Genomic DNA, 24,846 nt, shown 5'->3' on the forward strand with positions numbered 1-24,846 from the left:
CAGTTTTTGGTACAGTGTCTTAAAATTAACACACAAAAAAACCACTTCAAACGAAGTGGTTTTTTAATATCAAATAATTTTATAATTTTTCTTCTATATATTCCTGAATTTTATTCGTAATAATTGGAACCGCTATCATAATCAATCCAGAAATTAAAATTTTTGTAATTCCCTTCATTGGATATTTTTTTGAAGCTTTATCTCCAGCCCAATTTAATGCACTTTCAACTTTAGAAGAAGTAAAACTTGTATCGGATTTTAAGTTTGTTACAAGATTAACTGCTTTATTTACAAATGAATTTTCATGTTTATTTTCAGCAACTTTCATTTGTAATTTTAGTTTACGTTTTGCCATTCGCAAATCGTCTAAATTTTTTATCGCAGACATTTGTTCTTTATTCTTCATCGTCGTCTTCGTCATCTTCCTGGTTAGACATAGCTTCCATCGCGTTTTCTACGGCAATATTTGTCAAGAAAAGTTTTAATTTCTTTCTAAATAGAATAGAAAAAACCATCATTAAGAAATAAATTCCAGTTACAGCAAGAAAACCTAATCCTGTATCATTAAAATAACCTCCCAAAATAAATCCTAATGCTAAACTTCCTAATAATAATAGAAACAAAGAAAATACGGCAATAATTAATACATAAATACCGCTCGCCAACATATTACTCAGCGAATCTACGAGATCGTATTTAGCTAAAGTTATTCTATTATTAATATAAACTTTTAGTTCATTAAACATAAAATTGATTTATTTCAGACAAAGTTAATTATAAATTTTAAGGAATGTTGTATTTCGAAGAAATTAAACTCCTACGTTTTCTTGAAATTCGTCTTTTAAATCTTCTTTTGTTTGGTTTGCTTTAGATTTTAAATCTTTTCCAGCTTCTTTCGCTTTTGCTACAAACTCGTCTTTTTGTTCTGCTAATTTTGATTTTACTTCGTCTAATTTAGCTTCTAATTCTTTTTTTGTTTTTTTCGCTTTATCAGAAAAATCATTCGCGTATTTGTCTAACTCTTTTTTGTATTTGTCAGCTTCTTTTTTTAATTTTTTGCGAGTGTCTTTCCCTGATTCTGGCGCATATAATAAACCTACTACTGCTCCGATTGCTGTTCCAATTGCTAAACCTGCTAATAATTTAGTTGCATTATTTAATTTACTCATAATAAAGTTTTTTTTGAGATTAAACGTTTTTTATATTTACACTTTAAAATTACAAAAACAATACCAAAGAATTCAAATCAAATTTTAAAAATTACAATAAATGTTAATATTATCTGAAAAATCACAAAATATGCCAGCTTCTCCAATCAGAAAGTTGGTGCCATACGCAGATGCAGCGAAAAAAAGAGGAACGAAAGTTTATCACTTAAATATTGGACAGCCCGATATTGAGTCGCCAAAAGCTGTTTTAGAAGGATTGAAAAATTTTCCTTCAAACATTATTTCTTATACGCACTCAGAAGGAACGTTGGAATATCGTCAGGCTTTGGCAGATTATTTTACAAATCGCGGAATTGAATTAACGCCAGAAAATTTTATTGCAACATTAGGAGGTTCGGAAGCTTTATTATTTATTTTCGGAATTATTGCAAATCCAGGAGATGAAATTATTATTCCAGAACCTTTTTATGCAAATTATAATGGATTTACATGTGAAAACGATGTAAATATTGTTCCAGTTCCATCTACAATTGAAAATAATTTTGCATTACCTGCAGTAGAAGAGTTTGCAAAAAAAATTACAGATAAAACACGTGCTATATTAATTTGTAATCCAGGGAATCCAACAGGTTATGTATATTCGAAAGAAGAATTAAATCAATTGAAAGATTTGGTTTTAGAGCATGATATATATTTAATTGCGGACGAAGTTTATGCAGAATATTTATATACAGAAGAAGAATTTACATCTGTTTTAAGTTTCCCAGAATTGAAAGATAATGCAATTGTAATTGATTCTGAATCGAAACGTTTTTCTTTATGTGGAGCTCGTTCTGGAGCTTTAATTACACGTAACGAGAAATTCTTAAAAGCAGCAATGTTATATGCTCAAGCGCGTTTAAGTCCAGTTGAAATTTCTCAGTACATTGCAACATTAGCACACAGAAACGTAGGAACTTATTTTGAAGATTGTCGTACAGAATATTTAAAACGTCGCAACACTTTGGTAGAAGGTTTACAACAAATTCCAGGTGTTGTTTGTCCAAATCCAAAAGGAGCATTTTATTGTATGATTCAATTACCTGTAGATAGTGCAGAAAAATTTGCAATCTGGTTATTAGAATCTTTCTCATCAAATGGAGAAACAGTAATGTTGGCACCAGGAGCAGGATTTTATTCAACTCCAAATTCAGGAATTCAAGAAGTTCGTTTGGCTTATGTTTTGAAAGAAGAAGATTTGGTTCGTTCTGTCGAAATCTTGAAAGAAGCTTTAGAACAATATCCAGGAACAATTAGATCATAAGAAAAATACGAAGATGGAAATCATCGAAAATTATTCATTAAAATTATATAACACATTTGGAATAGAAGCGAAAGCAAAATATTTTGCTGATGTTGCAACTATTCAAGATTTGCGAAAAGTTTTGGTTTTTCGTCGTCAAAAAGATTTACCTATTTTATTTATAGGAGGAGGAAGTAATATGCTTTTTGTAGACGATTTCCCTGGAATTGTGTTAAAACTGAATTTGAAAGGAATCGAAATTATCAATGAAGATGATGATTTTGTGTATGTAAAAGCGCAAGGAAGCGAGAATTGGCATAATTTTGTTGAATGGACGTTGCAAAATGATTTCGGAGGATTAGAAAATCTTTCGTTGATTCCTGGAAATGTTGGTACTGCACCGATGCAAAATATTGGTGCGTATGGCGTAGAGGTAAAAGATTATATCGAAGAAGTTCAGACATTAGTTCTGGAAACGGGTGATGAACGTACTTTTACAAATGAAGAATGTCAGTTTGGTTATCGCGAATCTGTTTTTAAAAATGAATTGAGAGGTCAATATGTCTTGGTGGCAGTTACGTTTAAACTGACAAAGAAAAATCATAAACTTCATGTTGATTATGGTGCAATAAAATCTGAATTGGAAAAGGAGCAAATTTTTGATCCAACGATTCAAGAAATTAGTGCAGCTGTGATCAAAATTCGTCAAAGTAAATTACCAGATCCTTCGCAAATAGGGAATTCGGGAAGTTTCTTTAAAAACCCTGTGATTTCGAATGAAGAATTTGCTGAGATTGAAAAACTTCATCCAGAAATTTCTCATTTCAAAACTGATTTAGGTGTAAAATTAGCTGCTGGTTGGTTAATAGAACACGCAGGTTGGAAAGGAAAACGTTTTGGAGATGCGGGAGTTCACGACAAACAAGCTTTGGTCTTGGTGAATTATGGAAATGCAACAGGACGCGAAATATATGATTTGTCTGAACGAATTATAGAAGATGTGAAAGCCAAATATGGCGTAACATTGGTTAGAGAAGTCAATATTATACAATAAATTAAATCCCGCTTTCAGCGGGATTTTTATTCTTCTTCTTTATTGATTTTTAATTTAGAAATTCCAATTATTAATATAATTCCGAATGCTATGTATAAAAGTTTTTCGAGAATATTTGTTACTATATTTAGTTCATAAATTGAAACACCAAGATATTCTTTTATAGATAATCTTATTATTGATAATAGTAATATAGAAATTGTTATGAAAATTAGATAATTACTAAAACTTATTTTTTTTCCGTGAGCAACAATAGAAATAATTAATAATAAAATATCGAATACGAAGTGAAGGACTAAAATTACTTTAGTATACAAAATTAAAAAATCCGGATCCATATATTTATTTATAATTTGTAATAATCTCCACAATTTTATCCAAACCATCGGTTAAAGCAGCAGGACCAGGTTGTAAAATCAATTCAGATTTTATTTCGTATAAATGATTTTGTTGAATAGCTTTTACGTTTTCGAAACCAATTCGTTGTTTTACTTTTTCGGGTTTGAACATTTTACCACACCACGAACCGATAATAATATCAGGATTTCGTTCAATCACTTGTTCATCCAACAAAATACGATCTTTAGCTAAAGCTTTATTTTTGAGTTCTGGAAAAGCTAATTTTCCACCAGCAATTTCTATCAAATCATTAACCCAAGCGCTTCCCGAAATAATTGGTTCGTCCCATTCTTCAAAAAATACTGTTGGGCGATAGGGAAGAAGAGTTGCTTGTTGTTTTACTTCTTCGAGTTTCTTTTCGTAAAATTCGACTAATTTTAATCCTTTATCTTGACAACCAATCAATGAAGTAAATTGCACAATCATATTTAAAATTTCATCAACTGTTCGGTGATTAAAAATAAAAACATTAATTCCTCTTCTAATTAATTCTGCTGCAATATCAGCTTGTAAATCAGAATATCCTACAACAAAATCTGGCTTCAAATTGATGATATCTTCAAATTTAGCATCTAAAAAAGTTGAAACTTTAGGTTTTTCTTTTCTTGCTTGTGGCGGACGATAGGTAAAACCACTAATTCCTACTAAACGATGTTGTTCGTTAATGTTATACATAATTTCAGTTCCTTCTTCGGTTAAGCAAACAATGCGTTGAGGATATCGATTTGATGACATTTTGGTTTGATGTTAAATTGATGTGAGGTATAAAAATAAGAAATTCATACCATTTTGTATGATATGAATTCCTTTTGAAAAAACTATGAGTAAAAATGTTAGTTAACTAAAACTCCAAATTCGGATCCAGCAGCGTAATCTTGTCCATTCTGAGAACTTAAAGCTGTGAAACGGATATATCTTCCGCGAATTGGTTTGTCGAACAAAATTGTTTGCAGTTTAGTGTTTTTCTCGAAAGAACCTTCTTTGATAGGGTTACTCCAATTTTTTCCGTCTAAACTAATCTGAATTCTATAATCTTTTATATTTCCATTAGCTCCATCTTGACGAGGTAAATATGTAAATCCTTTAATCATCTTGAATTCTCCTGCATCAAAATCAACCCAATGAGGATATTGCGCAACAGTGACAGAATACATCGTATGCCAAATAGAGCTTGGATTACGATCTACAAGATTTGCAGCATCTCCTTCTCCAGTTTCTTGACTTGAAGCAAAAACAACTTGTAACGGAATCGTTTCTATTTTAGTAAATTTTGAAGAAACTTTAATGTTCGGATTATTTTTATCCCAAGTAACAATTGTATTCGCATCTCTCAATTTGAAAGGTTCTGTATACTTCGTTTCTTTTCCATTCCCGATTTTGTAATACAAATCTGCATGTTGATTTGGCTCAAAATTGTAACTTCCCCAATTTTGTTTCGTGTAATAAGAAGTGGAGAATCTCCTGCTCCTTTTACTTTTGCTTGCGTTGAATAATTATTGCTTTGAACAGGACGAATAATAAATCCAAAAGTTGTTGCGTTTGGTTTTACACGATCTTGTTCTAATGGTGGTCCTTGCCCACAACTATTTCCTCCAAGCCCTGTAACACCAGCATCTAAATGCATATACGTTCCATTACTTTTTGGTAATTGATAGAAATGAGGCGTTTGCGTTAATTCTAATTCGCTCCAAGGCAAAACAGAAGTTGACATCAAATCTTTGCTTACAAAAACAACCCCATTTCCAGAAGTATCAGTTAAAGAACTCCATCTAACTTCCTCATTATTACTCATACTTTGCGGATTTGGCCACGGTACAAACTGATCTTTCACTGTACTTTTATGAAATTCAATATTCTGAGCGGTTTTACGATCTGCATAATTATTAATCGGACCGCGTCCGTAATAGTTGTAATTGCTCAAATTTTCTGGTAATTTCAATTCATAACCTAAACGCGCTAAAGCAAGCGATTCGTCATTTGAAGTAATACTTGACGATAATTCGATTGAACCATCTGGATAAATCGTCCAAACTTGATTTGAAGTAAATTTGAAATCATTTTCCCCAAATACTTGGTCTTTGTGTTCTTCGATCTTATATGTTCCAGAAGTACCTCCTAAAAGTGATGCGCTATTTGGCGCTTGTGATTCTACAACATACGATAATACAATTGCGCCATCTTTTCTTGTGTAAGAAGTTGATGATAAAACTTTGTGTTTTAAATTATGTAAACCTTTTTGAAACCATTGCTGATACGCCCAGTTGTCATTATCCATTGGTGCACGATAAGCATCTAATTTTGGACCGTCACCATCTTTAATAATCGTTTGGTTATTATAATTTAAACTATAAATAGTTCCAGTTTGATTATCAAATTTTACAGCGAAACCATTTCCACTAATTGTTTTTAGTTTTTCTGAATCTGTTATGGTAATTTGATTTGTTTTTTGAACTTCTTGAATTGTCGGAATTTGTTCTGCAGCTTTCACAAAAATTTGTTCTTCCATTTGAACATAATCTTTCTTCGCCCACAATTGATCATGATTTTGCTTGAATTGAATTTTTACAAAATACTCTGATGTAGGTTTTAATTTTGATTGATTAATTGGTAAACGAACGATTTGTTTTTCGCGAGGACTAATGATTTTTTTAGGCTCAATAAAAGCTGTACTTCTTTCAATTTCGATTCCATCTTCGTATAAAGCCCATTCTGGCGTGTAATCTTCTAACGAAATGAAATAATTTTTATTAAAAATTTCGATTTCACCATTCAAGATATTTGCAGGTTTTACACCAACATTTTGATAGACTTTTTTAACTTCCCAGTAAGAAGGTTTTTCCTTTAAATCAGCGAAAACTAATCCATTGTTTACAAACGTTCCGTCATTTGGTTTATCCCCGAAATTACCTCCGTAAGCGAAGAATTTTTCGCCTGTCTTTTTATCATAATAATACATTGCTTGGTCAACCCAATCCCAAATAGCACCTCCCATAAAGAAGTTGGTAGATTCCATTGCTTCCCAATAATCTATCAGATTTCCAGCTGCATTTCCCATTCCATGCGCATATTCAGAAATATGGAAAGGATATTTTAACTTATAATTTCCTTGTACAGCACCACGAACCCAATTGATAGAAGGGTATTGATTAGATCCCATATCAACAATTGCATTATTTCGCTCGTATTGAACAGGACGAGAAGTATCAATTTTTTTGATTGCATTGTAGGCTTCAACAAAATTATTTCCAGGACCAGCCTCATTTCCTAAAGACCAAATAACGATAGAAGGATGATTGATTGTTGCATGAACCATCTCTACATTACGTGCCACGTGCGCATCTCTCCACTCTTTTGGATGAGAGATTGAAGCTTCACCGTAGTAATATTGGTGACTTTCTACATTGGCCTCGTCCTCTAAATAAATCCCATATTTGTCGCATAAATAATACCAATAAGGATCATCTGGATAATGTGAGTTACGAACATGGTTAATATTTGCACGTTTCATCAACTTAATTTCTTCTTCCATCTGTTGACGTGTCACAACTTTTCCTTTTTCAGGATTTGTTTCGTGGCGGTTAACACCTTTCAGTTTTACTGTTTTTCCATTTACATAGAAATAACGTCCAGCCAAACCAAACTCATCATCTTCAGCTTTTGTATCTTTAATTTCAACCTTTCTAAATCCTACATTCGTCGAAACTGTTTCGATTGTTTTGTTCTTTACATCTTTTAATTCTCCAACTAACGTATAACGATAAGGACGCTCTGCTGACCAAAGATTTGCATTCTTTAGTTTTAGTTTTAGTTTGTAAATAGATGAAGAATTAGGATTGATTGTAACTGCATCAGAATTGATAATATATTCAGTTGTTGCAATTTTTTCAGTTTCGTCGCTGTATAATTTATTTTGATAAAGTGTATAAGCAATTTTATAACCTTTTGCGACTTTATTTGATAAATTTCTAATATCAGCCGAAATATTTAGTTCATCATCTTTATAGTTATTCGTTACATCAGGAATTACAACCAAATCTCTAACTTGGATTTTCGGTTTTGATGTTAATGAAACTGTACGAAAAATTCCTGGCAATCTAAACATATCTTGTGCTTCTAAGAATGAAGCGTCAGAATTCCTATAGACTTCAACTGCTACAGAATTTTCACCTTTTTTATTTAGATAAGGTGTAATGTTAAATGAAGCTAAATTTCTAGAATTTTTAGAAAAACCAACATATTTTCCATTAATCCATAAGTAGAAAAATGAATCTACTCCATCAAAATTCATGTAAATATCACGTCCATCCCAATTTTTAGGAACATCGAATGTACGTTTATACGAACCAACTTCATTTCTATAAATATATGTTGTCCAATCTTTGTTAGGCTCTCTCATTACACCGCCTTTCCAATCATCAACTTTTACAGCATGCTGAAAAATAACTTTTTGATTGACATAAATTGGAACACCATATTTTAAATCTCCATTTTTCTGAATTCCAAAAATATTCCAACTCATCGGGACAGGAACATCAGCCCAAGAAGAGGTATCAAAATTGTTTTCGTAAAAATTTTTCGGTCTTTCGTTTGGGTTTTTTACCCAATTAAATTTCCAAGTACCATTCAAATTCATCCAATATGGACTATTTTCTGGTAAAAGTTTTACAGCTTGATTTTGATTCTCAAAAGAGAAAAAATAGCTTTTAGGTAATTCTTTGTTGAAGGATAAATTCATTGGCGATTCCCATTCGTTACCGTCTGGAGAATCTTTCGTTCCGTAATTGAAGCCCCCTAAATTATGAGTAAAAGGATTTTCAATTGGCGGATTTATTTGTGCAAAAGTTGTCTGAATAACAAGTGCAGAAACAATAACTTTACTGTATTTTGTTATAAGATTCATTTTTCAATAAGCATTTTTAATCACGTGTTAAACAAATATAGTCTAGATTATTAAATGATTATGCTTATTTGAAGAAGTAAAAATAAGGTGATAAAATTGTAAATAATTGTTTTTTAATCTTATGAATGATTAATGATTTTTTTTCTGAAATAAATAGAATTATAGAAAAATTTTAATTTGATTAAAAGAATTGTTTAAAAAGTATTATTGTAAAAAAAGACCACTTGCAAAAGTGGTCTTTAGATTAAGTTTTCAGCTTAAATTATATATTTTTTGAATTTGCACAGCTGTAATTAACTGGACCATCGTTTGGAATATCTTTTAAAATATCTAATAAATAATCCCAGAATTTTTGTACAGAAGCAATTTCTACTTTTTCGTCAGGAGAGTGAGCACCAGAGATGTTTGGACCAAAAGAAATCATATCCAAACCTGGATAATTTGTTCCAATAATTCCGCATTCTAAACCTGCGTGGCAAGCCACAACTTTTGGTTCTTCTCCAAATTTTGAAACATAAATTCCTTTCATCAATTCTAAAATTTCAGAATGAGTATTTGCTTTCCAACCTGGGTAAGAACCAGAGAATTTAACCTCAAAACCACCTAATTCGAAACCAGCTTTTAATGTTTGTGCTAATGCTTCTTTACCTGATTCTATAGAAGAACGCGTTAAACATAAAACACGAGCGTTTCCGTCAATAACTTCTACGCGAGCCACATTGTTAGATGTTTCTACTAAACCTTCAACATCTGGACTCATTCTGTAAACACCATTGAAAGCTGCCATAATTGTTTGAACAAAAACTTTAGAATCTTGTGCTGACATTGCATCAGTTGCATCAGTTGGTTCTAGTGTAATCACCATTTTAGGTTCTTTCGTTTCATATTCTTCAATAATTTCAGCGCGTAAAGTTTCGTAAGAAGCTTTGAAAGCGTCAACTTTATCTGTAGGAATCACAATTTTAGCCCAAGACTCGCGAGGAATAGCGTTACGTAAACTTCCACCTTCCATATGAGCGATTTGTAAACCAAATTCAGTTGCAGCATTTAATAAACGAGCAATTAATTTGTTCGAATTTCCTAAACCTTCGTGAATTTGCATTCCAGAGTGTCCACCGTTCAAACCTTTTAATGTTAAGGTAAAAGCAGTTCCGTTAGTAGCTTCTGTAGTGTAAGCTTTTGTCGCCGTTACATCAACACCACCAGCGCAACCAATGTCTAATTCATCATCTTCTTCGGTATCTAAGTTCAACAAGATTTTCCCAGATAAGAATCCAGCTTTCAAACCTAAAGCACCAGTCATTCCAGTTTCTTCGTCAATTGTAAAAAATGCTTCAATAGCTGGATGAGGAATATCTTTCGATTCTAAAATAGACATAATTGTCGCAACTCCAATTCCGTTATCTGCACCTAAAGTTGTTCCATTTGCTGTAACAAATTTATCATCTTCAATGTACATTTCAATTCCTTGTGTTTCAAAATCGAATGTTACATCGTTATTTTTTTGACAAACCATATCCAAGTGCGATTGCATGATCACTTTTTTACGGTCTTCCATTCCTGGATAAGCAGCTTTTTTGATTAAAACATTTCCTACTTCGTCCGTTTCGACAGGTAAACCTAAATCTTCACCAAATTTGATGATGAACTGACGTACTTTTTCTTCTTTCTTAGAAGGTCTTGGAACTGAATTCAATGCTGAGAAGTTTTTCCAGATTGCTTTTGGTTCCAAATTAAGAATATCGTTATTCATTGTTTGTTTTTTATTGTTCCTCAAAGTTACGGAATTGCGACAATATAGTTTTATTAAAGAAGTTTTAAATTTTTTTGATTCTCAACCAACCTTTTTATTTTTTTATGAATCATATTATTATAAATGAAAAAATAAAAACGTGATGTAATACGAAAAATACTATTTTTAAATAACACTAATGATTCATGAAGAAATTAACACTATTTACAATTTTGACTTTACTCAGTGCAGTATTGTTGAATGTTTTTGTTTTCAAGAAAACTTTCAATGATGACTCAGAGAAGATAATCGCTGAAACAAATCAATATAAACATCCAATAAATTCGATTGAAATGACTGAACAAAATAATCAGGATTTAGAATTTTTGAAAATGATGTTAAAAGATAATCGTATTGTTTTTTTGGGTGAAGGTATACATCAAGATGGACAAACTTTTAAAGCCAAATCACGCTTGATAAAGTATTTGCACGAAAATTTGGATTACAATGTTGTCTTGTACGAAGCTGGACAATATGATATGTGGATAACCAACCAAGAAATGGAAAAAGGAACTTTAGGTGTTGGAAAAGATTCGATTGCGGGACTTGGTATGTTTAATTTTTGGTGGGATAATAAAGAAACTCAACCTCTAAATAACTATTATTTACAAACTAAGAAAACAAATAATCCAATCACATTAGGTGGTTTTGATATGCAATATTCTGGTGATTTACTGACAGAAATTTTAAATAATGGGTATTTAAGACGTATAAAATTATTAAGAGAGTTTTTAGCGAATCAAAATATATCTTTATATGATTACCCTTTTTTAAATCAAAATATTGATAATCTTACAATTTTTAGATATAAAAAATTTACTGAAGCTACATATAAAAAAAATGAAATTACTCAACTCCTTAAAGAGTTACAATCGATTTCATTACGAATATCAAGGCTTCCAAAAACTGAAGAAACTAAAATCTATTCACGTTATCTGAAAGATATTAAAAACCATATTCAGAAAAATTTGATGTATAAATCTGGAACTAAGGAAAGTATGAATTTTAGAGATTCTTTGATGGTAGAGAATTTAATTTATCAATTGGATTCTCTTTATCCAAATCAGAAAGTAATTATTTGGTCGGCGAATGTACATGCTTACAAAAAATATTATCCGAATAATTTTAAACCATTGGGACAATATATCAAAGAAAAATACAAGAACCAATCGTATGCAATTGGTTTTACTTCGTATGGCGTTTATAATCCTCTGAAACAAATAATTAATACACCTAATAAATATGCGGTAGAGAATGCATTTCATCAACTTAATCAGCCTTATTTCTTTTTAGATTTTAGTCAAATTCCGAATCAATCTGCACTAAAATCTGAGTATTATTCAGTTATAGATCAAGGAATGAATGTAAAAGCAAAATGGAGTGACTTTGTAGATGGAATTTTTTACATCGATGTTAATCAAGAACCAACACCACTAAAAGAAGAGAAATAATGAAAAGTATAGAAATAAAAGATTTGAATTTTAGTTTCGGGTCAAAACAAATATTAAATCAAGTTAATCTTAATGTTCCGAAAGGAAGTATTTATGGCTATTTGGGGCGAAATGGAGCAGGAAAATCGACAACAATAAAATTGCTTTTAGGATTATTGAATTCGAATGAAGATACTATTTTCTTGAATGAGTTGAGTATCAAAAAACATCCTATTAAGATTCATGCTTTAACAGGTAATTTGATTGAAGCGCCTTGTTTTTACACAAAATTGACTGTTTATGAAAATTTAAAATACTTAGATGTAATTTATCAAAAAGGTGAGGAGCGAATTAGTGAAGTGTTAGATTTGGTTGGTTTGTTGTACGCGGAACATTATAAAACATCTGATTTATCGATGGGAATGAAACAACGTTTGGGAATTGCAATAGCGATTTTTCATGATCCAGAAATTTTGATTTTAGATGAACCTCTTAATGGATTGGATGCACAAGGAATTTATGAAATGCGCGAATTGTTTTTGAGGTTGAATGCATCAGGTAAAACGATTTTTTTGTCAAGTCATATTTTAAGTGAATTAGAACGAGTTGCTACGCATATTGGAATTATAGAAGGAGGAAAGATGATTTTTGAAGGCAAAAAAGAAGAATTACTTGGGAATGTTGTTCGTAAAGTTGCTATAAAAATAAATGATGCAGAGAAAGCAAAACAACTTTTTGAAAATGTAATAATTGAAGATAACGTCATGCATTTTGAAATTGAAAACGATGATGATTTTCATCAAAAAATACAACAATTAATTCAGCATAACATTAAAATTTATGATGTTCAGTCTGAAACAGCTAATCTTGAACAAATTTTTATTAACCTAATTCAACACTAAAATGACAAATACATTTTATAAAGCATTTGCTTCCGAACTATATAAATTATCAAAAAACAAAGAAATTTTTGGTGTATTATTTTTACCAACTTTAGTCGTTTTAGGTGTTTTTTTCTATTTAATTTATAAAGTACCAATGGAACCTATTGCTTTGAATCCGTGGTACGGTTTTTTAGGACGATATGTTTTTATGTTTTTCTATATGCTATTTCCAGTTTTAATTGCTGTGTTTGTGCATTCATGTTGCGATGTAGAATATAAGAACAACAATTATAAATTGTTATTTACACTGCCCATTTCACATGCTAAAATTTATTTAGCCAAAGCTTTATTTATTTTAATTATAGTCAGTTTTTCTGTTGTTGGGGCTTATGTGTTTTTTCTATTAAGTGGATATTTATTACAATTTATTTCACCAAATTATGGTTTTCAGAATTTTGATTTTAGAGAAATTGCTTTTTACACTTTTTTCAAATTATGGATTGGATGTTTAGCTGTATCTATGATACAATTTGCTTTGAGTTTATTCTTCAGAAGTTTTATTTATCCAGTAGGTTTTTCTCTATTTGTAACTGTTTTTTGTTCTGTGATTAGTAGTAAAAAGTTTGCAGATTTCATTCCTTATTCAAGTTCTCCAAAATCATTTGATAACTTAATGAATCAAATAGCATCTTTAGAAAGATTAGATTATATCAACCTTATATACAATATTTTCTTTTTAGGGTTGAGTTACTTTATCTTTATAAGAAAGAAAAATCTATAAAGCAAAAAATCCCTTGAATTCAAGGGATTTTTTAATGTATACTTTTTATATTTATCTTGTAGAAGGCATAGGAGATTCTTTGTCTACAACTGGTCTATTTTCGACGTTTGCTAAAATCCAAATTGTATTGAAAGCTAATTTTGTACGACGCGTCAATAAATCATATTCAATTTTGTCTGGTGTATCGCCTGGTTTGTGGTAATCATCGTGCACACCATTAAAGAAGAAAACAGACGGAATGTTATGTTTCGCAAAATTATAGTGGTCAGAACGGTAATAAAAACGATTTGGATCATCTGGCGTATTGTAACGCATATCTAAATTAATTCCTAATCCATCATTTGCTGCTAAAACAGCTTTGTGTAAATCAGAAGACAACATTTCAGAACCAATTACATAAACAAAGTCTCTTGTTTGTTCATTATGTTCGTAGTCTACTCGACCAATCATATCAATGTTAACATTTGCAACTGTGTTTGCAAGAGGAAAAATTGGATGTTCTGAATAATATTTAGAACCTAATAATCCTTTTTCTTCACCAGAAACATGTAGCAATAAAACCGAACGTTTTGGACGAATTCCTTTCTTCTCAGCTTCGCGGAAAATACGACCAATTTCCATTACAGCAACAGTTCCAGAACCATCATCATCAGCACCAGCATATAATTTTCCATCTTTTATTCCTTCGTGATCATAATGTGCCGAAATCACCACAATTTCTTCTGGTTTTTCTGATCCTTTGATGAATCCCATCACATTTCTCATTTGACCTTTTACTCGGTTAAAAGTTCCAGCAGGAATAATTTGGAAATAATTATTATTTGGTCCATTAATTCCTAATTCTTTGTAATAATTAGAGATATAGTTTCCCGCTTTTATTTCGCCTTCAGTTCCAGCATTTCTACCTTCCATATCAGGCGCAGCAATGATGTAAAGCTGTTTTTTTAATTCAGCTTCAGAAATTTTGTCTGTATATTTTACAAGACTCTTTTGATATTTCTCCTGAGAAATTGGTTTTGTAGAATCACAACTTACTAAAGTAGCAGTTAAAGCAATTGCAAATAAAAATTGTTTCATGTTAATTTTTTGAATTAAATTTAAAATTAATCTAACCAAGCAGAATAAAAAAGAAAATTTGAATAAAAAACCAATATTTATACGGATTCTATCCGAATTTGGGATTGTCTTTTTTATATTTGCCCGTTTTTAAATAAATTATGTCACAATTATTCAGAAAAAAATCTGTCGAATCCATTTTAGCAGAATCTGCAAAGAACACGACTACAATGAAAAGAACTTTAGGTGTTCGAGATTTAACAGGTTTTGGTATCGCCGCAATTGTTGGAGCTGGTATTTTTAGTACTATTGGTCGAGCAAGTTTTGAAGGTGGACCAGCAGTTATCTTCCTTTTTATTTTTACGGCAATTGCCTGTGGTTTTACAGCTTTTGCTTATGCAGAATTTGCTTCGTTAGTGCCTGTTTCGGGTAGTGCGTATACCTATAGCTATGTTGCATTTGGAGAATTATTTGCTTGGGTAATTGGTTGGGCATTGATTATGGAATATGCGATTGGGAATATTGTGCTCGCGATTTCGTGGAGTGATTATTTTACCACCTTGCTCTCCGGAATGGGATTACATCTGCCAGAATGGATGACAATGGATTATTTTACGGCGAGAGAAGGTTTTGAATTTGTTTCGAATGAGTTAGCGAAAGGTAAAACATTAGAAGGAATTGCGAATTCGCCTTATGCGCAAGAGATTCCAAAATATTTAGCCTTTAAAGATGCTCCATATTTAGGATTTAATTTAGTGGTGGATATTCCTGCATTAATCATTACTTTTTTGATTACAGCTTTGGTTTATCGTGGAATTAATGAATCGAGAAAAGCAAGTAATGCAATGGTTGTGTTAAAATTAGCTGTGGTACTTTTGGTAATTGTGGTTGGTGCTTTTTATGTGAATCCAGATAATTGGAATCCTTTTGCACCGAATGGAGTAGGAGGTGTTTTGGCTGGAGTTTCGTCTGTTTTTTACGCTTATATTGGGTTTGATGCGATTAGCACAACTGCGGAAGAATGTAAAGATCCGAAGCGAGATTTGCCTCGTGGAATTTTTGCGTCTATCATTATTTGTACTGTTTTATATGTGCTGATTGCTTTAGTAATTACGGGAATGGTTCATTATTCTGAATTGAATGTTGGAGATCCTTTGGCGTATGTTTTTGATAAAATTCAAGATTTAAAGTGGTTGGCAGGAATTATTGCTTTTTCGGCTGTAGTAGCGATGGCGAGTGTATTTATTGTTTTTCAAATTGGGCAACCTCGTATTTGGATGACAATGTCTCGTGATGGTTTATTACCAAAGAAATTTTCTACTATTCACCCGAAATTTAAAACACCTTCTTTTGCAACTATTTTTACTGGATTTGTAGTTGGAGTTCCTATTTTATTTACAGATTTGGAATTGGTTGTTGATGCTTGTTCTATTGGAACTTTGTTTGCTTTTGTGTTAGTTTGTGCTGCTGTACTTCGTATGGATGCCGATCCAAATGCGAAAAGAGGAAATTTTAAAACGCCTTTTATCAATGCAAAATACATTATGCCAATTGTAACTGCCGTGATTGTATTTTTATGCGCAACAACATTTAAAGATGATTCGATTGATTTCTTTACGAATAAACCGCAACCTATGCCAATTGAACATTTTGTAAATTCGTTATCGCCAAAAGAATTAAAAGATTCTTATGCAACAATTAATGAATTAACAGGATCTGAAATTGAATTTTTGGATGATTATTTGGCACAATTATCTCCAGAACAATATAAATCTACTTTGAGCAAATTACCAGTTTACGAAGATAAGAAGATGGAAAAAGGATGGGATGTTTTCAAACACAAAATTCCAATGATTCTATTCTTAATGATTTATGTTTTTATGGTAGTTAGAACATTTTTCAAAAGAACTTCTATTATTCCGTTAGCTGGTATGTTGTGTTGTTTTTATATGATGGCGCAATTAGGATTGAAAAACTGGATGATTTTCTTGATTTGGATTGCAATTGGTTTAACAATTTATTTCACTTACGGTTATAAACATAGTAAGTTGAGAAATGTTTAAACTTACAATAAACAATAAAAGATCCGATTATAATCATTTATAACCGGATCTTTTTGTTTCTATCAGTTATATTTGCAGAAATTTAACCCTATGAAAAAAATTCTATTGAGCCTGTTTATTTTAGGTTCTTTTTATGTTTCTGCGCAAGATATTGATATAAAAAAAGGAAAAGTTCTATTTGATAAAAAAGAAGTTGCATTAGTTGAAGGAAAAAAACGTGTTTATACGTTGTCAGATATACAAAATAAACCAATTTTATCTATTGAATATAAAGCTGAACCATATCCATATGGTGGTAATAAAATTTGGTTTAGATTGATTGATTTAACATCAAATCAGTCTAATGATTTTGAAACAGATATGAAAGGTTTCTCTTTATTTAATTTAGAAAAAGATATTGTGAAAACCTTTTCAAATGGACAATATAAGATTATTACTTCAAATGGAATAGATCAATCTATTGTACAACAAATTTTGCAACTTGATAAAAGAGATATACAAGAGGAATATAATAATGAAATTTTAGATTATAATAAATTATTAGATGAATTAACAGAATTAGTGAAATCTAATGGGATTTATTTTGACAATAAAGGAATTATATATCAAAATAACATTATAATTGGACAAATATTGTATTCTCCTTCTGGATTTTCTGTAGATAATTATACTTTAGTTGAAAATAATAATTATAAAGTAGGTGAATTTGGAGGAAATTCTTTAGAAATTAGTGACTTAAATAAAGTTTATTCATTAAAATTAAAAGAATTAGAAAACCCATTAAAAGATAAAAGTTCAAGAGATATAAAGAATAATAATTTTTTTACCCAAATTGTAGGATTTGCTTTAAAAAATGGTTTTGCTTTAAATACTCAACTTCAAATAAAAAATTCAACAGAGGAAAGGGTTGATTATCAGAATAAAATTGCAGAAGCTAAAGCAAATTCTTCCAATTTATATGATGTCCCAGGTTTTCTTATTGACGAAAAAGGAAATAAGGTTGCTGGTAAACTTTCGATTAATTTTGAAAATGCAACAAGTAAAGTTGAAAAAAGCAATATAGAATCTTTACCTGAAAATTACGGTAAATCAGTTTATGTAAAAGCTGTAAATGAGAAAGGGAAAGAAAAATCTACACGATATAAATCAAACACAGGAGCAAAATTCTGTACAGATTCAGGAGATTGTTATATAGGTTTGAAAACGATTGGTAATGTTTTTAATTCAATTGGAAATGTAATGAGTTTAAGCACTGATTTTTCATATTTCTATAAAATTTTAAATGAAGATAACGGATTTCTTATTTTAGAAGAACCGTCTAATAATAAACTTTATATAAAAATACCTAATCAAGAAAAAGCGCTTTATTTAGGAAATAATAATGATGATAAATTGGAAAAAAATTTCAACGAATACATAAAATGTAGTTTAAATGTGACGGATTTTGACTTAAAATCTGTAGATGGAATCAAAACCTTTTTTGAAAAATATAAAACGACTTGTAAATAGTATGAAAAGCGATTCAATTTTGAATCGCTTTTTTTATTAAATTTATTTTCTCAAATAAGTTAGATAACTTCTTTATTTCGACGCAAAACTTTACCTTTGTCCTATAAATTTGACGACAAATGTTTAGAACTCATACTTGTGGTGAATTAACACAAGCCAACATTAATGAAAAAGTCACGTTAAGCGGTTGGGTATCAACGTTACGTGACAAAGGTTTTATGATGTGGATCGATTTACGTGATCGCTATGGAATCACACAAATCATCTTAGATGAAGAACGTTCTTCGAAAGAATTATTTGAAACTGCTCGTCATTTAGGACGCGAGTTCGTAATTCAAGTTACAGGAACTGTAATCGAAAGAGCTTCAAAAAATCCAAACATTCCAACAGGGGATATTGAAATCTTAGCAGAAAACATTACAATTTTGAATGAATCTGCATTGCCTCCATTTACAATCGAAGATAATACAGATGGTGGAGAAGATATCCGTATGAAATATCGTTATTTAGATATTCGTCGTAATCCAGTAAAAGAAAAATTAATCTTCCGTTCTAAAGTTGCGCAGGAAGTTCGTAAATATTTAGATGCACAAGAATTTGTAGAGGTTGAAACTCCAGTTTTAATTAAATCTACGCCAGAAGGTGCGCGTGATTTCGTGGTTCCATCTCGTATGAATCCAGGTGAATTTTATGCGTTACCACAATCGCCACAAACATTCAAACAATTATTAATGGTAGGAGGTTTAGACCGCTATTTCCAAATTGTAAAATGTTTCCGTGACGAAGATTTACGTGCAGACCGTCAACCAGAGTTTACACAAATTGACTGTGAAATGTCGTTTGTTGAACAAGAAGATATCATGAATGTTTTCGAAGGTTTAGCAAAACATTTATTACATACTTTCAAAGGATTAGAATTTGAACAATTCCCACGTATGACATTTGCAGAAGCAATGCGTCGTTATGGAAATGATAAACCAGATATTCGTTTTGGAATGGAATTCGGTGAAATCACAGACTTAGCTAAAGGAAAAGATTTCAAAATCTTTGATGAACAAGAATTAATTGTTGGTATTGCTGCGGAAGGTTGTAATGCTTACACACGTAAAGATATTGATAAATTAATCGAATGGGTTCAACGTCCACAAATTGGGGCAACTGGTCTTGTTTGGGCGCGTTATAATGAAGATGGAACATTTAAATCTTCTGTAGATAAATTTTATTCGCAAGAAGATTTAGCAGCTTGGGCAGAGCGTATGAACGCAAAACCAGGAGATTTAATGTTGGTGATGTCTGGTAATACAAACAAAGTTCGTGCGCAATTATCGGCTTTACGTATGGAAATCGCAGAGCGTTTAGGATTACGTAATCCAGAAGTTTTTGCTCCATTATGGGTTGTAGATTTTCCTTTATTAGAATGGGACGAAGAATCTGAAAGATATCACGCGATGCACCATCCATTTACTTCTCCAAAACCAGAGGATATGGAATTAATTGCGACTAATCCAGGTGAAGTTCGTGCAAATGCATATGATTTAGTTTTAAATGGGAATGAAATCGGTGGAGGTTCTATTCGTATTTTCGATAAAGAAGTTCAAGCAAGAATGTTCGAATTATTAGGATTTACGCCAGATCAAGCAGAAGCGCAATTTGGTTTCTTAATGAACGCTTTCAAATATGGTGCGCCACCTCATGGAGGTTTAGCATTCGGTTTTGATCGTTTTGTATCGATTTTAGATGGTTCAGAAACAATTCGTGATTACATCGCATTCCCTAAAAATAATTCGGGTCGCGATGTCATGATTGATGCACCTTCTCCAATTGATCAAACACAAATGGATGAACTGAATATTGCGTCAACATTTGTTGCAAAATAAAAAGAAAAATTTTCTATAAATATTAAAGACTACTTATTTAAGTAGTCTTTTTTTATTGATTAATTTTAAATTACATGACAATTTTTAAATGTAGAAGCAAAACCTTTGCTGTATCTTTGCAATTGTAAATAGAGAATAAATTGGAATTAAAAGAGCATTTAAGGCGTAATATCAAATTAGCATTTCCTGTAATGATTACTCAAATGGGGCAAATTTCTGTCAACATTATTGATAACATTATGGTTGGTGGTTTAGGTGGAAAATATGATAATATAGAAGATGAGGTTTTGGGGAAAACAGCTTTAGCAGCAGCTTCTTTAGGAAATTCATTATTTTTTGCGGTTTTAGTATTTGCTTTCGGATTTAGTTTTGCGTTGTCACCATTGATTGCGGCAGAAGATTCGAAAGGCGATAAAAAAATGGCTGCAAATTATTTTTCGCATAGTTTGGTCTTGAATATTACTCTATCAATCGGTTTATTCTTATTGATTACATTTCTGAAACCGCTAATGTTCTACATGGGACAACCCGCTGATGTAGTGGAAAAATGTATTCCATATCTAACGATTATGACATTTTCGATGATTCCATTGATGATTTTCCAAACTTTTCGTCAATTATCGGAAGGTTTATCATTAACGATTCCTGTTACAATTGCAACTGTTTTGAGTAACGTGATTAATATTACGTTAAACTATGGTTGGATTTACGGGAATTGGGGATTCCCACGTTTAGAAGTCGCTGGTGCAGCCTGGGGAACATTCGTTGCGCGTTTGGTGATGATGATTTTCTTAATTATTGTATTGTTTAATTTTAAGAAAACGAAATCAGTTTTGCAAGAAGTTCAATTTAAGGCAAGTAATTTTCAGAAAACTATTTTCAGAAAAATTGCTGGAATTGGAATTCCAACCGCCTTAACTTCTTTCTTTGAAATGAGTGCGTTCTCTCTGGCAGCCTTTGTTTGCGGTTATACATTTACAAACTCTATTGCAGATCAAGAATTAGCAAAAGTAAATTTAGCAGCTCATCAAATTGCGATAAATTTAGCTTCCACAACTTTTATGATGTGTACAGGAATTGGGGTTGCAGCAACGGTTCGTATTGGAAATCAATTAGGTTTAAAAGATTATAAAACCTTAAGAGAGGCAGGTTGGTCTTGTATTTTAATGGTTTTATCATTTATGATTTTGTGTGGAATTTTGTTTATTATTTTCCGTTATCAGTTACCAACAATTTATTTAGACAATCCAGATGTTATCAATTTAGCTGCATCCTTATTAATCATTGCTTCGCTTTTCCAAATGTCAGATGGCGTACAATTGGTATTACTAGGTGCTTTGAGAGGAATGACTGATGTTAAAATCCCTTCTATTCTAACGTTTATTTCATATTGGTTAATCGCAATTCCGATTGGTGTAGTCTTAGCTATTGTATTTGAAATGCGAGCATTTGGGATGTGGATTGGTTTAGGAACTGGATTAACAGCTTCGGCAGTGTTTTTGATGATTCGTTACAATCGTCAAACGAAGAAAATGATTAGGGAAAATCCTAATGCAGAAATAATTTTAGAAGATAAATTAAAAAACATATAAAATGGAATTACCAAAATTTTTATTGGCTGATAACTCTACAATGCCAGACAAAATCTTTATTTTACATACAGATTATCCTCGATTTTTATTAGATGTAGAAACTGACGATATTGAATGGTTTGAAGATATTTCTGAAGAAGAAGATAACGAAGAATTTAATACTGAAATTGCTAATTTAATTGAAGACGCTTTAGATTTTTATGATCAAGAAATGTCTTTGTTAGATGATGAAGAATAAGTCTTAAATAAATAAAATTTCTGTGTTTTTATTGGTGTAAGATTTACACTAAAATAATTTTATATGCTTGCATTATAATTTTTTTATTAGTATTTTGCAACTAAGAAAATTATTCAAAACCATGGAAATAAAAAGATTATTTGATTTTCCGCAAAATCAATTAGAAAATAATCCTCGAGAAGATGCATTGGTGTCTAAAGTGAACGGAACTTGGGTGAAAACATCTACGCAAGAATACGTTGGCAAAGCAAATGCATTTAGTCGAGGATTATTACAATTAGGAATCAAGCCACAAGATAAAATTGCAATAGTCACTTCAACTAATCGTACCGAATGGAACATCTGTGATATCGGTATTCAGCAAGTTGGCGCGATTTCCGTTCCATTATATCCAACACTTTCGGAAGATGATTTTGATTATATCTTAAATAATGCTGAATGTAAATTTATCATTGTTTCTGATAAAGGTTTATACGATACGGTTGCGGCTGTAAAAGATAAAGTGTCAACATTGGTTGGGATTTATAGTTTTGATGAAATTGCTGGAGTTCCTAATTATAAAGAAATTTTAGATTTGGGTGAAGATAATTCAACACAACATGAAGTAGATAGTATCAAAGAGATGATAAAACCTTCTGATATGGCAACTTTGATTTATACTTCTGGAACAACAGGTCGTCCGAAAGGTGTTGTATTAACGCACGAAAATATCGTTTCTGATGTTTTAATGTCTGTTGATCGTATTCCAGATTTTCCAAATCATGCGATTGCGTTAAGTTTTCTTCCGATTAATCATGTTTTCGAACGTATGTTGATTTATTTGTATCAACATTTGAGTATTGGAATTTGGTATGCAGAAAGCATCGATAAATTAGGAGATAATATGAAAGAGGTCAAACCACATGTAATGACGGTTGTGCCTCGATTAGTTGAAAAGGTTTACGATAAAATTTACAATACAGGTGCTTCTGCAGGAGGTCTTAAAACGAAAATTTTTATGTGGGCTTTAAGCCTTGTTGAAGATTACGATCCTTATAATCCAAAAGGTGGATTATTTGGGTTGAAACATTCTATCGCGAAAAGTTTGGTTTTCAGTAAATGGAAAGAAGGAGTTGGAGGAAATTTAGTATGTATGGTGTCGGGATCTGCACCTTTAGCAGCACGTTTGAATCATATTTTCTGGGGTGCTGGAATTCCAATTTTAGAAGGTTATGGTTTGACAGAAACTTCTCCTGTAATTTCGGTGAATTGTATGAAGAAAGATGGTTTCGGAATCGGAACTGTTGGTGCTCCATTAAAAGGAATCGAGGTTAAAATTGCAGAAGATGGAGAGATTTTAGTCAAAGGTCCTAACGTTACACAAGGTTATTATAAAGATCCTGAAAAAACTGCTGAAGCATTCACACCAGATGGTTATTTCAAAACGGGTGATATTGGAGTTCTTGAAAGAGGTTTACTTAAAATTACTGATCGTAAAAAAGAGATGTTCAAAACTTCTGGAGGAAAATATATTGCACCTCAAATTATTGAAAATAAGTTTAAACAATCTCGTTTTATCGAGCAAGTAATGGTTGTTGGAGAAGGAGAGAAGATGCCTTGTGCGATTATTCAACCTAATTTTCAAGTGTTGAAAGATTATTTACGTATCAAAGGAATTGCTGAACCTGCAACGAAGGCAGATTTAATTAAAGAGCCTGCAATTTTAGATATTATAGGTCGTGAAATTGAAAAAATGAATAAAGGTTTAGGACATTGGGAACAAATCAAAAAGTTTGAATTAACTCCTGATGAATGGACAATTGATGATGGATTATTAACGCCAACATTAAAATTGAAACGTAAAAATGTCTTGGCTAAATATCAAGATTTATACAATAAATTATACGATAAGAAATAATAAAAAATCCCTTCAAAAATTTTTGAAGGGATTTTTTTAATTTTATAATAATTAAGTTTTAATCTCGTCGTCCGCCCATTGCCATCATTACAAAATAAAGTAATTGCGCTAATGAACCAATCGCCGCTACTACATAAGTTCTTGCAGCCCATTTTAATGAATCTTTTGCGCCTTCATATTCGTTTGGCATTACCATATTGTTTCCTTTTAACCAAGCTAACGCACGGTTGGAAGCGTCGTATTCTACAGGTAAAGTAACAAATGCGAAAACTGTTGTTACCGCAAATAGGAAAATACCAATCCACAATAAAGTTGCATTTTTAGATGAAGCCATCACGATTAATCCTAACATCAAAATCCATTGATTTAAGCGAGATGCAACGTTTACCATTGGAACCATTTTCGAGCGTAAATGCAACATATTATAACCAACCGCATGTTGTACTGCGTGACCACACTCGTGCGCTGCAACTGCTGCTGCCGCTGCATTTCGTTCGTGGTAAACAACTTCCGATAAGTTTACCGTTTTATCAGCAGGATTGTAATGGTCCGTCAATTGTCCAGGAGTAGAGATAACACGAACATCGCGAATATTATTATCAGAAAGCATTTTTTCTGCAATCTCTTTTCCTGACATTCCGTTTGCTAAATGTACCTTCGAATAATACTTAAATTTACTTTGCAGTCGGTTACTAACAAACCAACTAATCAGCATAAATAACCCAATAATAATGTAATAACCTGTCATCTATTTTCTATTTTATTTTTTAATCAATTTTAATATTTATTCAAAATTCAAAAAGTATTCCAATAAGTGAATAGAGACAAAAATAGCAGAAAAGTTAGTTTTTTTGGCAGAGTTCTGTATTAAATCATATAAAAATGAACAAAAACTGACATTTTGCTCAAAAATTTTTGAATTG

At 31.5% G+C, this 24,846-nt stretch carries 21 protein-coding genes; 11 read left to right on the forward strand and 10 right to left on the reverse strand.

Translation table 11 applies throughout. The annotated features are described in order from the left end of the window. Positions 1-79: 79 nt before the first annotated feature. The 3 genes from B4E59_RS09310 to B4E59_RS09320 all read right to left on the reverse strand — a co-directional run bounded on the left by B4E59_RS09310 (position 80) and on the right by B4E59_RS09320 (position 1,169). Complete coding sequence (locus tag B4E59_RS09310; protein WP_115000004.1) at positions 80-406, reverse strand: hypothetical protein; 327 nt, start codon at positions 404-406, stop codon at positions 80-82. Next, on the reverse strand, positions 396-746 hold the full coding sequence (locus B4E59_RS09315) for a phage holin family protein (RefSeq protein ID WP_219034203.1): 351 nt from the start codon (positions 744-746) through the stop codon (positions 396-398). Before B4E59_RS09315 ends, B4E59_RS09310 begins: the two co-directional genes overlap by 11 nt. Before the next feature lie 63 nt (positions 747-809). Then, entirely contained in the window at positions 810-1,169 is a 360-nt protein-coding gene (locus B4E59_RS09320; protein ID WP_125350224.1) for a YtxH domain-containing protein, read from the reverse strand. A 100-nt stretch (positions 1,170-1,269) separates the two neighbouring features. Here B4E59_RS09320 and B4E59_RS09325 point away from each other — a divergent pair, with 100 nt between their 5' ends. Next, positions 1,270-2,472 carry a pyridoxal phosphate-dependent aminotransferase gene (locus B4E59_RS09325; protein WP_221854791.1) on the forward strand — a complete coding sequence of 401 codons (1,203 nt, stop codon included), beginning with the start codon at positions 1,270-1,272 and terminating at the stop codon, positions 2,470-2,472. Positions 2,473-2,485: 13 nt separating this feature from the next. Beyond that, positions 2,486-3,505 (forward strand): UDP-N-acetylmuramate dehydrogenase, encoded by a 1,020-nt coding sequence (gene murB / locus B4E59_RS09330; RefSeq protein ID WP_219034205.1) that lies wholly within the window; start codon positions 2,486-2,488, stop codon positions 3,503-3,505. A gap of 26 nt (positions 3,506-3,531) precedes the next feature. Here murB and B4E59_RS09335 read toward each other — a convergent pair whose 3' ends face one another. The 5 genes from B4E59_RS09335 to B4E59_RS09355 form a co-directional block, all read right to left on the reverse strand. Next, positions 3,532-3,843: a hypothetical protein gene (locus B4E59_RS09335; RefSeq protein ID WP_219034206.1), complete on the reverse strand. Its 312-nt coding sequence runs from the start codon at positions 3,841-3,843 to the stop codon at positions 3,532-3,534. Between the two features lie 4 nt (positions 3,844-3,847). After that, entirely contained in the window at positions 3,848-4,639 is a 792-nt protein-coding gene (locus B4E59_RS09340; RefSeq protein WP_286495573.1) for a cobalamin-binding protein, read from the reverse strand. Positions 4,640-4,737: 98 nt separating this feature from the next. Next, positions 4,738-5,292 (reverse strand): discoidin domain-containing protein, encoded by a 555-nt coding sequence (locus B4E59_RS09345; protein WP_291052637.1) that lies wholly within the window; start codon positions 5,290-5,292, stop codon positions 4,738-4,740. Beyond that, positions 5,235-8,804: a glycoside hydrolase family 2 TIM barrel-domain containing protein gene (locus B4E59_RS09350; protein ID WP_291052639.1), complete on the reverse strand. Its 3,570-nt coding sequence runs from the start codon at positions 8,802-8,804 to the stop codon at positions 5,235-5,237. Before B4E59_RS09350 ends, B4E59_RS09345 begins: the two co-directional genes overlap by 58 nt. A gap of 262 nt (positions 8,805-9,066) precedes the next feature. Next, entirely contained in the window at positions 9,067-10,557 is a 1,491-nt protein-coding gene (locus B4E59_RS09355; RefSeq protein WP_219034212.1) for an aminoacyl-histidine dipeptidase, read from the reverse strand. Positions 10,558-10,742: 185 nt separating this feature from the next. Here B4E59_RS09355 and B4E59_RS09360 point away from each other — a divergent pair, with 185 nt between their 5' ends. From B4E59_RS09360 to B4E59_RS09370, 3 genes are read left to right on the forward strand one after another with little or no spacing between them, the layout of a single operon-like run. Beyond that, positions 10,743-12,047 carry an erythromycin esterase family protein gene (locus B4E59_RS09360; RefSeq protein WP_291047075.1) on the forward strand — a complete coding sequence of 435 codons (1,305 nt, stop codon included), beginning with the start codon at positions 10,743-10,745 and terminating at the stop codon, positions 12,045-12,047. After that, positions 12,047-12,928 carry an ABC transporter ATP-binding protein gene (locus B4E59_RS09365; RefSeq protein WP_286495568.1) on the forward strand — a complete coding sequence of 294 codons (882 nt, stop codon included), beginning with the start codon at positions 12,047-12,049 and terminating at the stop codon, positions 12,926-12,928. The genes B4E59_RS09360 and B4E59_RS09365 overlap by 1 nt, the downstream gene beginning before the upstream one ends. Position 12,929: 1 nt before the next feature. Further along, positions 12,930-13,691, forward strand: a complete 762-nt coding sequence (locus B4E59_RS09370) for an ABC transporter permease (RefSeq protein ID WP_286495567.1) — start codon at positions 12,930-12,932, stop codon at positions 13,689-13,691. 51 nt (positions 13,692-13,742) lie between these two features. Here B4E59_RS09370 and B4E59_RS09375 read toward each other — a convergent pair whose 3' ends face one another. After that, a complete protein-coding gene (locus tag B4E59_RS09375) occupies positions 13,743-14,768 on the reverse strand; it encodes a M28 family peptidase (protein ID WP_280049540.1) in 1,026 nt (341 codons plus the stop codon). 140 nt (positions 14,769-14,908) lie between these two features. On the opposite strand from B4E59_RS09375, the gene B4E59_RS09380 reads away from it, so the two are divergent. From B4E59_RS09380 to B4E59_RS09405, 6 genes are all read left to right on the forward strand, one after another. Next, positions 14,909-16,810 (forward strand): amino acid permease, encoded by a 1,902-nt coding sequence (locus tag B4E59_RS09380; protein WP_221855381.1) that lies wholly within the window; start codon positions 14,909-14,911, stop codon positions 16,808-16,810. A 90-nt stretch (positions 16,811-16,900) separates the two neighbouring features. Further along, the gene (locus B4E59_RS09385) at positions 16,901-18,319 is read left to right on the forward strand and encodes a hypothetical protein (RefSeq protein ID WP_291052642.1); all 1,419 of its coding nucleotides are present in this window, start codon (positions 16,901-16,903) and stop codon (positions 18,317-18,319) included. 119 nt (positions 18,320-18,438) lie between these two features. After that, positions 18,439-20,196: an aspartate--tRNA ligase gene (gene aspS, locus B4E59_RS09390; protein WP_286495565.1), complete on the forward strand. Its 1,758-nt coding sequence runs from the start codon at positions 18,439-18,441 to the stop codon at positions 20,194-20,196. A gap of 140 nt (positions 20,197-20,336) precedes the next feature. After that, positions 20,337-21,788 (forward strand): MATE family efflux transporter, encoded by a 1,452-nt coding sequence (locus B4E59_RS09395; RefSeq protein ID WP_286495564.1) that lies wholly within the window; start codon positions 20,337-20,339, stop codon positions 21,786-21,788. A gap of 1 nt (position 21,789) precedes the next feature. Next, entirely contained in the window at positions 21,790-22,026 is a 237-nt protein-coding gene (locus tag B4E59_RS09400) for a DUF8828 family protein (protein WP_038336082.1), read from the forward strand. Positions 22,027-22,147: 121 nt separating this feature from the next. Next, positions 22,148-23,923 carry an AMP-dependent synthetase/ligase gene (locus B4E59_RS09405; protein WP_115001063.1) on the forward strand — a complete coding sequence of 592 codons (1,776 nt, stop codon included), beginning with the start codon at positions 22,148-22,150 and terminating at the stop codon, positions 23,921-23,923. Positions 23,924-23,981: 58 nt separating this feature from the next. Here the strand turns inward: B4E59_RS09405 and B4E59_RS09410 are convergent, their stop codons facing one another. Then, positions 23,982-24,671, reverse strand: coding sequence for a zinc metallopeptidase (locus tag B4E59_RS09410; RefSeq protein WP_286495562.1), 690 nt, complete (start codon positions 24,669-24,671; stop codon positions 23,982-23,984). Positions 24,672-24,846: the final 175 nt, after the last annotated feature.

The organism is Empedobacter sp. UBA2044 (assembly GCF_002333005.1).
Lineage (GTDB): Bacteria > Bacteroidota > Bacteroidia > Flavobacteriales > Weeksellaceae > Empedobacter > Empedobacter falsenii_B.